This is a genomic window from Pseudomonas sp. 05N434, from assembly GCF_056396965.1.
Map to the genome: position 1 here is coordinate 1 of NZ_JBFTMK010000473.1, position 7,479 is coordinate 7,479.

10 protein-coding genes are annotated in these 7,479 nt (G+C 58.3%); 8 read left to right on the plus strand and 2 right to left on the minus strand.

The window, feature by feature from the left end:
* The 3 genes from AC1DLB_RS23665 to AC1DLB_RS23675 all read left to right on the plus strand — a co-directional run.
* The coding region (locus AC1DLB_RS23665; protein WP_477785742.1) for a chromate transporter at positions 1 to 240 on the plus strand (240 nt) is incomplete at its 5' end.
* An 82-nt stretch (positions 241 to 322) separates the two neighbouring features.
* Positions 323 to 775: a chromate resistance protein ChrB domain-containing protein gene (locus AC1DLB_RS23670; protein ID WP_086944954.1), complete on the plus strand. Its 453-nt coding sequence runs from the start codon at positions 323 to 325 to the stop codon at positions 773 to 775.
* Positions 776 to 906: 131 nt separating this feature from the next.
* The gene (locus AC1DLB_RS23675) at positions 907 to 1,947 is read left to right on the plus strand and encodes a YncE family protein (protein ID WP_477743676.1); all 1,041 of its coding nucleotides are present in this window, start codon (positions 907 to 909) and stop codon (positions 1,945 to 1,947) included.
* Between the two features lie 49 nt (positions 1,948 to 1,996).
* Here AC1DLB_RS23675 and AC1DLB_RS23680 read toward each other — a convergent pair whose 3' ends face one another.
* Entirely contained in the window at positions 1,997 to 2,341 is a 345-nt protein-coding gene (locus AC1DLB_RS23680; RefSeq protein ID WP_018925601.1) for a cupin domain-containing protein, read from the minus strand.
* A 255-nt stretch (positions 2,342 to 2,596) separates the two neighbouring features.
* Between AC1DLB_RS23680 and AC1DLB_RS23685 the strand changes: the two genes are divergently transcribed.
* The 3 genes from AC1DLB_RS23685 (at position 2,597) to AC1DLB_RS23695 (ending at position 3,915) form a co-directional block, all read left to right on the plus strand.
* The gene (locus AC1DLB_RS23685) at positions 2,597 to 2,887 is read left to right on the plus strand and encodes a hypothetical protein (RefSeq protein ID WP_111454026.1); all 291 of its coding nucleotides are present in this window, start codon (positions 2,597 to 2,599) and stop codon (positions 2,885 to 2,887) included.
* 132 nt (positions 2,888 to 3,019) lie between these two features.
* Complete coding sequence (locus tag AC1DLB_RS23690; protein ID WP_018925599.1) at positions 3,020 to 3,421, plus strand: hypothetical protein; 402 nt, start codon at positions 3,020 to 3,022, stop codon at positions 3,419 to 3,421.
* A gap of 212 nt (positions 3,422 to 3,633) precedes the next feature.
* Positions 3,634 to 3,915 (plus strand): DUF3303 domain-containing protein, encoded by a 282-nt coding sequence (locus AC1DLB_RS23695; RefSeq protein WP_018925598.1) that lies wholly within the window; start codon positions 3,634 to 3,636, stop codon positions 3,913 to 3,915.
* 76 nt (positions 3,916 to 3,991) lie between these two features.
* On the opposite strand, the gene ligD is transcribed toward AC1DLB_RS23695, so the two are convergent.
* A complete protein-coding gene (ligD, locus tag AC1DLB_RS23700; RefSeq protein ID WP_477785743.1) occupies positions 3,992 to 6,307 on the minus strand; it encodes a DNA ligase D in 2,316 nt (771 codons plus the stop codon).
* Between the two features lie 433 nt (positions 6,308 to 6,740).
* On the opposite strand from ligD, the gene AC1DLB_RS23705 reads away from it, so the two are divergent.
* Positions 6,741 to 7,256 carry an Hcp family type VI secretion system effector gene (locus AC1DLB_RS23705; RefSeq protein ID WP_007900657.1) on the plus strand — a complete coding sequence of 172 codons (516 nt, stop codon included), beginning with the start codon at positions 6,741 to 6,743 and terminating at the stop codon, positions 7,254 to 7,256.
* Positions 7,257 to 7,388: 132 nt separating this feature from the next.
* The coding region (locus AC1DLB_RS23710; RefSeq protein WP_477785744.1) for a hypothetical protein at positions 7,389 to 7,479 on the plus strand (91 nt) is incomplete at its 3' end.

Below are 7,479 nucleotides of genomic sequence, written 5' to 3' on the forward strand. Positions count from 1 at the left end.
CTCAAGTTCACCGCACCGCTTACCGGGATCACTGCCGCTGTGGTTGGGGTGATTCTCAATCTGGCGTGTTTCTTCGGCTATCACGTTCTTTGGCCCAAAGGGTTCAGCGGCAACCTGGACTGGCCTTCCGCGCTGATCGCGATTGCGGCGGCGATTGCCTTGTTCCGCTTCAAGCGCGGCGTGATTCAAGTATTGATGGCCTGCGCACTCGTTGGTTTGACTGTGCACTTACTGCGCTAGAGCGCGCAATGATCAACTATTTTCTGGCGGGCACCGGGCCTGCCAGATCACCCAGCCTACTGAGTTAGGCAGGAGGTGTTCCATGAGGTGGATTACCCGTGAACGACCCAAAATTGATCGCATTGCCTGTCCCTGGCTGATCACCCGTTTTATCGACCCTGAGGCCGAGTTCTTGTACGTGCCCAGCAGAGAGGTTTTGCAGATTGCCGCTGAGAAAGATGCAACGCCTTATGACATTCCGGGCGTTGAGCTTTCCCACGTAGGTGAGCTGTGCAGCTTTGATGCGTTCCTGAACAAGTACCACCTCAGTGATCCTGCCTTGCAGCAGTTGGCCAAAATCGTGCGCGGAGCAGATACCTCCCGCCTGGATCTGACACCGCAATCGGCTGGGCTCTATGCGATTTCGCTGGGACTATCGCATAGTTATGCCGATGACCACGAAATGCTGGCACATGGTTTGATCCTGTATGACGCCCTGTATGCCTGGTGCAAGGAATGTCAGGGCGAGTCGCATAATTGGCCTCCTCAGATGTGAGAGGCGTCCACACGGCGGTCCAGCCCGGAACTGGGCTCATGATCAGTGAAACACTGCATATTCTGATCTGCGCATTGCTGAGACTTGGGCGAGGCGGTTGAACCCGCCTTGTCCGAGCAGAAGAAGACCTCATGAACATACGAGACAATCGACGTTTCACTCTGCCAGTCTTCGCGATCCTGCTGACTGCGCTAGCCGTCATGGACTTCGCAAGCCTTCGCTACTGTCAGGCCGCCGACGAGTTGCCGGCTAACGACCTGCCACTGAAGCACGTCGCCGACATTCCATTGCCCGGTGGCGCCACTCGGCTCGACTACGAGGGCTACGATCCAGAGCGCAACCTGATGTTCATCGCTCATCTTGGTGACGGTGAAGTTATCGCCTTTGACATGCGCGAGTCCCGCGTTGTCGGGCGCATTGCGAACGTCTCGTCGGTACACGGCGTGCTCGTTATTCCTGAGTTGTCACGCGTCTACGCTTCGGCGACGGGTACGAACGAAATCGTTGCGATAGACGAAGCGACCCTGGCAATTGTCAGTCGCATACCGGGCGGCATCTATCCAGACGGCATGGCTTATGTGCCTGACCTTCACAAGCTTTACGTATCGAACGAAAACGGCGAGACCGAAACGGTGATCGACGTGGACACGAACACTCGTGTTGCGACGATTCCACTGGGAGGTGAAGTCGGCAATACACAATATGACCCCATATCACGACACGTCTTCGTCAATATCCAGACTCGTCGGCAACTTATCGAAATCGATCCCGTGACCGACCACATCGTGGCGCGCATTGATCTGCCGGGGGCACGTGGCAACCATGGCCTGTTGATCAATCCGCGTGACCGGCTTGCCTTTATCGCGTGCGAAGGTAATGACAAGCTCCTCGTACTGGACATGCACACCATGCGGGTTATCCAGGCGTTCGATACTGGGGGAGCCCCCGATGTGCTTGCGTTCGATCCAGTGCTGAACACACTTTATGTCGCTGGAGAGGCTGGCATTGTGTCGATGTTCCACGTCAAGGGGGCAGTGGTCACGAAAATCGGCAATGGCAGCGTAGGCCCGCGTGCGCATGTCGTTGCCGTGGATGCCGCGACACACCGCTCGTATTTTCCACTCAAGGATATCGACGGGCACCCGGTACTACGGATTATGGAGCCCCGTTAGCGGATTGAATCGACTCTAGTTCCGACCGTGCTGGATGTCTGACCTGAACTTACTCCTGCCTGACAATATCGACCGAGATCTCCACCGCAGCGATCGTGCCCCGGTTCTCAAGCCAGTGCGTGGTGTTCCTGTCCTCGGGCCAACCCACGCCCGGCCCATAGTCCGTGGCGACGCCATTTCGATGGTCGGTGATGGTTCCTTGCAGTATGTAAACGGTGCCGGGTCTGTCTTTATGGTTGTGAACCGGCCCGAAGACGCCTCCAGGCTCGATGGTCACCATACGCATTCTAAGCTGGCGCCCTGCCATGCCTTCGATCTCGGGGCCAAGATCAACCGTTGCCAGTAACTTCACCGCCACACCTTGTGTTTCGGGTGCCGCCTGTTCGTTGCTCATTGTGCTCTCCTCTCTGTACATACAGGGCCTGACTAGAAGTAAAGACCCTGAGGACCGACAGAGGTGTAAATCCGCCCAGCGACGGTCGCCGCCAACCGTCGCTAGCCTGCCAAAAGTGGCCGGTGGTCGTGGCATGTCGCTTGTCACCGACGTTTGGCTAAGCTGAATAAATCGGGGGTGAACTGATACCGGAGTGATGGCGGCCATCAGCGGATCTGGATTGGCATCAAGACGGTACTCCCGAAGGAGACGACTATGTATGCAGTTATAAGAACCTACCTGGGTGCTGGCGCAAAGGAGCTTTTCGAGTTTCTGGAAAAGCGCAATGCCGATGTCGAAGCGGCCCTGCGGACAGTGCCTGGCATCGAAAGCTACACACTGCTCAACACGGGTGATGGCGGCACGGCAGTGACGGTTTGCAAAGACAAGACCGGCACCGATGCAAGCTTGAAAGTGGCGCGCGAATGGATTCAGAAAAATGCTTCGCATATTCAAGTGAAACCGCCGATCGTGACGGAAGGTCCGGTGATTGTGCAGATAAAATAGATTCAACCGGTCGATGCAACACACTAGACACTGTGCAAACAGGCGGCGTGTTGCATCGACGGAAAACACCACTCTCAACGCCACAACAACCCCATGGGCAAACCCGATCATAGCGCTCTATGATTGAACCCCATGACGACCTCTCTTCCGATCCGCCAACCCTGCCCTCCCGGTGCTTGCATCTGCGAACGTGAGCAGCTGTTGGAAACCCCCGGCACGGACCTGCGCATCCTGAGCCTGACCCAGTCGGAAGAGAAACGCCTGATCGAACGCCTGGAAAACCTCCAGAGCCTGAGCGACCTGGAGCGTCTGCAACGGCGAATGTATGAGCAGTTGGGTCTGCGCGTGGAGATCGCTCCGGGCGTCAATGAAGTGCGCACCATGCGCGGTATCAATATCACCTTGGGCGAACTGCCGGGCCTGTGCCGCAAAACCCGTCAGTCGATCCCGGCAGCCATTCGCCGAGGACTGGAGAAGCACCCGGAAGTTGCCTACGAGCTGCTCAATGCCAACGACTTGTTGCGTGATGCCTGATGGCTTGCACCGTTATCCCGATACGTTCGTTCGAATGCCCTGAAACAGGATCAGCGGTCGTACGCACGGCACGGTCCGCTGCTATGCCTTCTCATGGGAGAACAGGTTTCAGGCCAGCCAGGACGTCGCTGGAAACTCAGGCGTGACCGTGGCCCCGGCGCCAGCCAGGAACGCAAAGATCAAAGGTGCCAGTCCGTAGCAGGAGGTGGCAGATGTTATTCATGGTCCGTTGGTCCATCAGTCCGCAGCAACGTAACAGCGCGATCGAACGTTTTCTCAAGACCGGTGGCGCCCCACCCGCAGGCGTCAAAATGCTGGGGCGCTGGCATGCCGTCGGCGGCTCCAGCGGCGTGGGCATTGCCGAGGCCAGTGATCCAGTGGCGATTCAGAAGTGGGTGCTGGAATGGAGCGACCTCATGAACATGGAAGTCCACGCCGCATTGACCGATGAACAGGTGGCGCCGCTGCTCGCTGCCGCAGTGGGCAAGCAATAGTTGTCGAGGCGGCGGGTGCCCCTCGCCGCCCAATGCAAGCTTTTCGTAGGAGCCAGGCTTGCCGGCGAAGGCGCTCTTAAGGACGGCGCAGGTAATCGATGAAGATGCGCCCAACCCGGTTTTTCGGCCCCGACACTGCGGAAAATCGTTCCGGCAGCAGCTTGGCCATGTGACTGACAATCGCATGGCTGAAGTCCTTGACCTCGTCCCAACCGTGTTTGCGGGTCAGCGGTACGACCAGGTGAATCCCCTTGCCGCCGCTGGTCTTGAGAAACGCCTTGAGCCCCAGCTCATCCAGCACCGTGAGGATCAGCCGGGTCGCTTCGACCATGCTCTTCCAGGGCAACGCCGGATCCGGGTCGAGGTCGAGGACGAAGCGGTCGGGTTTGTCCAGATCGACCGACGTGGCGTTCCAGGTGTGCAGCTCCACGGTACTCATCTGCACTGCGCCAATCAGGGCCTCGACATTGTTGATAACCATCATCGGTTGGCCGGTCAGTGCCTTGTCCAGAGTGATAATGCCGGGTATGGCCAGATTCTCGGCGTTCTTCTGAAAGAACAGTTCGCCGGTGATACCGTCCGGTGCGCGCACCAGCGCCACCGGCCGGTCCTTGAGTTGCGGCAGAATCCACTCGGCGACGCTGGCGTAATACTCCGCCAATTGCATCTTGGTGGTGCCGCTGCTGGCATCGATCACCCGATCCGGATGCGTGATGCGCACCTTGCCCTGCTCCAGGCCGACTTGTGACGGTGTCGCTTGGGAGGTTTTAGTTTTAGTGGTTGAGGTTTTCACGGTTGTCGGACGCTCCTCGGTGATGTCGGTGGCAGGCTTGTCCTCGCGCAGCCCATGGAACACGGCCTGGCGCACCGAGCCGTCCTTGGTCATCTCGGCAAACGCCACTTCCGCCAGCAGAACGGGTTTGAGCCAATGCACACCCTTGGCTTCAACACCGGTGGGCGGGTTCACCACCGGAGGCTTTTTCGCCTGCAGCGGTTTCAGTTGTTCGTAAAGACGCTTGAGGCTCGCCTCGCTGAATCCGGTGCCGACCTTGCCCGCATAGCGCAATTCCCCGCTGTCACGGTCGTGCAGCCCCAGCAGCAACGCGCCAAAGGCACTGCGCGAGCCTTTGGGATCGGTGAAGCCGACCACGATGAATTCCTGCCGATGCTTGCACTTTAGTTTGATCCAGTCACCGCTGCGCCGGGACACGTAAGGCGAGCCCAGGCGTTTGCCAATCAACCCTTCCATGTGCATTTTGCAGACGCTGTCGAGTAACGCCTCCGGGGACTCGTTGAACGTGTCGGAGAACCGCAACAGAGGGTTTTCATTGGGCTTGAGCACAGTCGCCAGCGCCGCCCTGCGCGCTTCGACAGGAACTTCGCGCAGGTCCACGCCGTTGAGGTAAGGCAAATCGAACAGGTAGTAAACGATGCTGGCACTACGACCGGCATCGAAGGCGTTTTGCAGCGCCTGAAAATCCGGAACACCCTGCTCGTCCGCCACCACCATTTCGCCGTCGAGCCAGGCCGATTCCAGGCCCAACGCCGCTAGCGCTGCAGCCTGCTCCGGCAATTTGTGAGTCCAGTCGTGACCGTTGCGGGTGAAGAGTTTGACCTCATCGTGGTCGATGCGCGCCATGACCCGGTAGCCGTCGAACTTGATCTCATAGCTCCATTCGCCGTCCGGCGCGGACTCCACCAGTGTCGCCAATTCGGGTTTGAGCAGCTCCGGCAGTCTGGCTTTACGAGCGCCTTTCAGCTGTGATGAACGCTCTCTGCGCGCCCTCGCCGCTGGCTTTTTTACGGGACTGGGTTTCGATTTGGCGACAATGGTGCGATCGCTTAGTACGCTGTCGGGCTCGGCGGCGACCACGTCGTAATCGCTTTCGGGCCTGGCCGCGCCGTCCTGATGCTTGATCAGAAACCATTGCTCCTGCTTGCCCGGCATGTGCGTGCGCACGAGGTTCCACAGGCCGCCGAGCTTCTCCCCTTGCAACTCGAATTTCAGCCGGCCCTTGGCGTACGCCTTGGCCGGGTCGTCCTGGGGAATCCATACCCCACGGTCCCAAACGATCACCTCGCCGGCGCCGTAATGCCCTTCGGGAATGGTGCCCTCAAACGTGGCGTAATCGAGCGGATGGTCTTCGACGTGGATTGCCAGTCGCTTGACCTTGGGGTCCAGCGACGGGCCTTTCGGCACGGCCCAACTTTTCAGCGCGCCATCGAGCTCCAGGCGAAAGTCATAGTGCAGCTGCGAGGCGTCATGTTTCTGAATGCAGAATTGCAGCGCGTGATCCTTCACCGCTTTTTTGCCCGAACGCTTGGCGGCGGCCGGTTCCGGAGTCGCCACAAAGTCACGCATGCGGTTGTAATCGTCCAGGGTCTTGTTCATGGCTTACCGGGTGCTCGCTGGCGGACGTTGAATCGGCACGTCTCTACATCAGCAGAGCGACAGGTCCGGAAAAAAATTCCATCGCCACTGGAATTGCCCGGACAGACGGCTGGGTCTATCGGGATGATCGCTCGTAGCCTTGATGCGCAACTTCTTGCGCAGTTATTCGTCCCAAATACACCTCAACATCGCTGAACGCCAGGTGGATCAAGCCCTCCAGCCGAGTGCGCAACTTCTTGCGCACCACTGCGCAAGAAGTTGCGCACTTTTTCAGGTGATCTCTGCCGAACAACCTCTCCACGTTTAAAAAATATCCTCAACCACCTGATTTATATGACAAAAAACATTTATGGCACGCTCCTTGATAACAGTCAGGCACCCACCGGGCGATACCGCCTCCCGGGCACCCTAACTTTTAGCAAGGAGCACATCCATGGCTACACCAGCGTACATGTCCGTTACCGGCGAAAAACAAGGCCTGATCACTGCCGGCGCCTTCACCGCCGACTCCGTTGGCAACACCTACCAGGAAGGTCACGAAGACCAGGTCATGGTTCAGGCGTTCAGCCACGACGTGATCATCCCGCGTGACCCACAGTCCGGCCAACCGACCGGTCAGCGTGTACACAAGCCAGTCGTGATCACCAAGGTCTACGACAAGTCTTCGCCACTGCTGCAAGCCGCCCTGACTTCCGGCGAGCGCATGAGCGAAATCGTTATCCAGTGGTACCGCACTTCGGCTCAAGGTACCCAAGAGCACTACTACACCACCAAACTGGAAGACGCGATCATCGTCGCCATCAACAACAAAATGCACAACTGCCAGGATCCGTCGAACTCGCACTTCACGCACCTGGAAGAAGTGCAATTCACCTACCGCAAAATCACCTGGACCCACGAAGTATCCGGTACTTCGGGTTCCGATGACTGGCGTGTTCCAGTCGCTTAATCGCGGCTGACGGTTCCAAACATCGGCCAGCTCTGCTGGTCGATGTCATTTGCGCCCTCCAAGAATTTTCGCGTCCGTTGATCCGGCTTTCGGGTGTCAACGCGCGCCGCAGCACTGCACGAGGAACAAGGGATGTTCGCGCCGGCCAATCAGACTCACTTTGCCCTGACTGTCGAAGGTCTGGAAAACGATCTCCAGGTCCTTGCCCTGCAAGGTCGGGAAG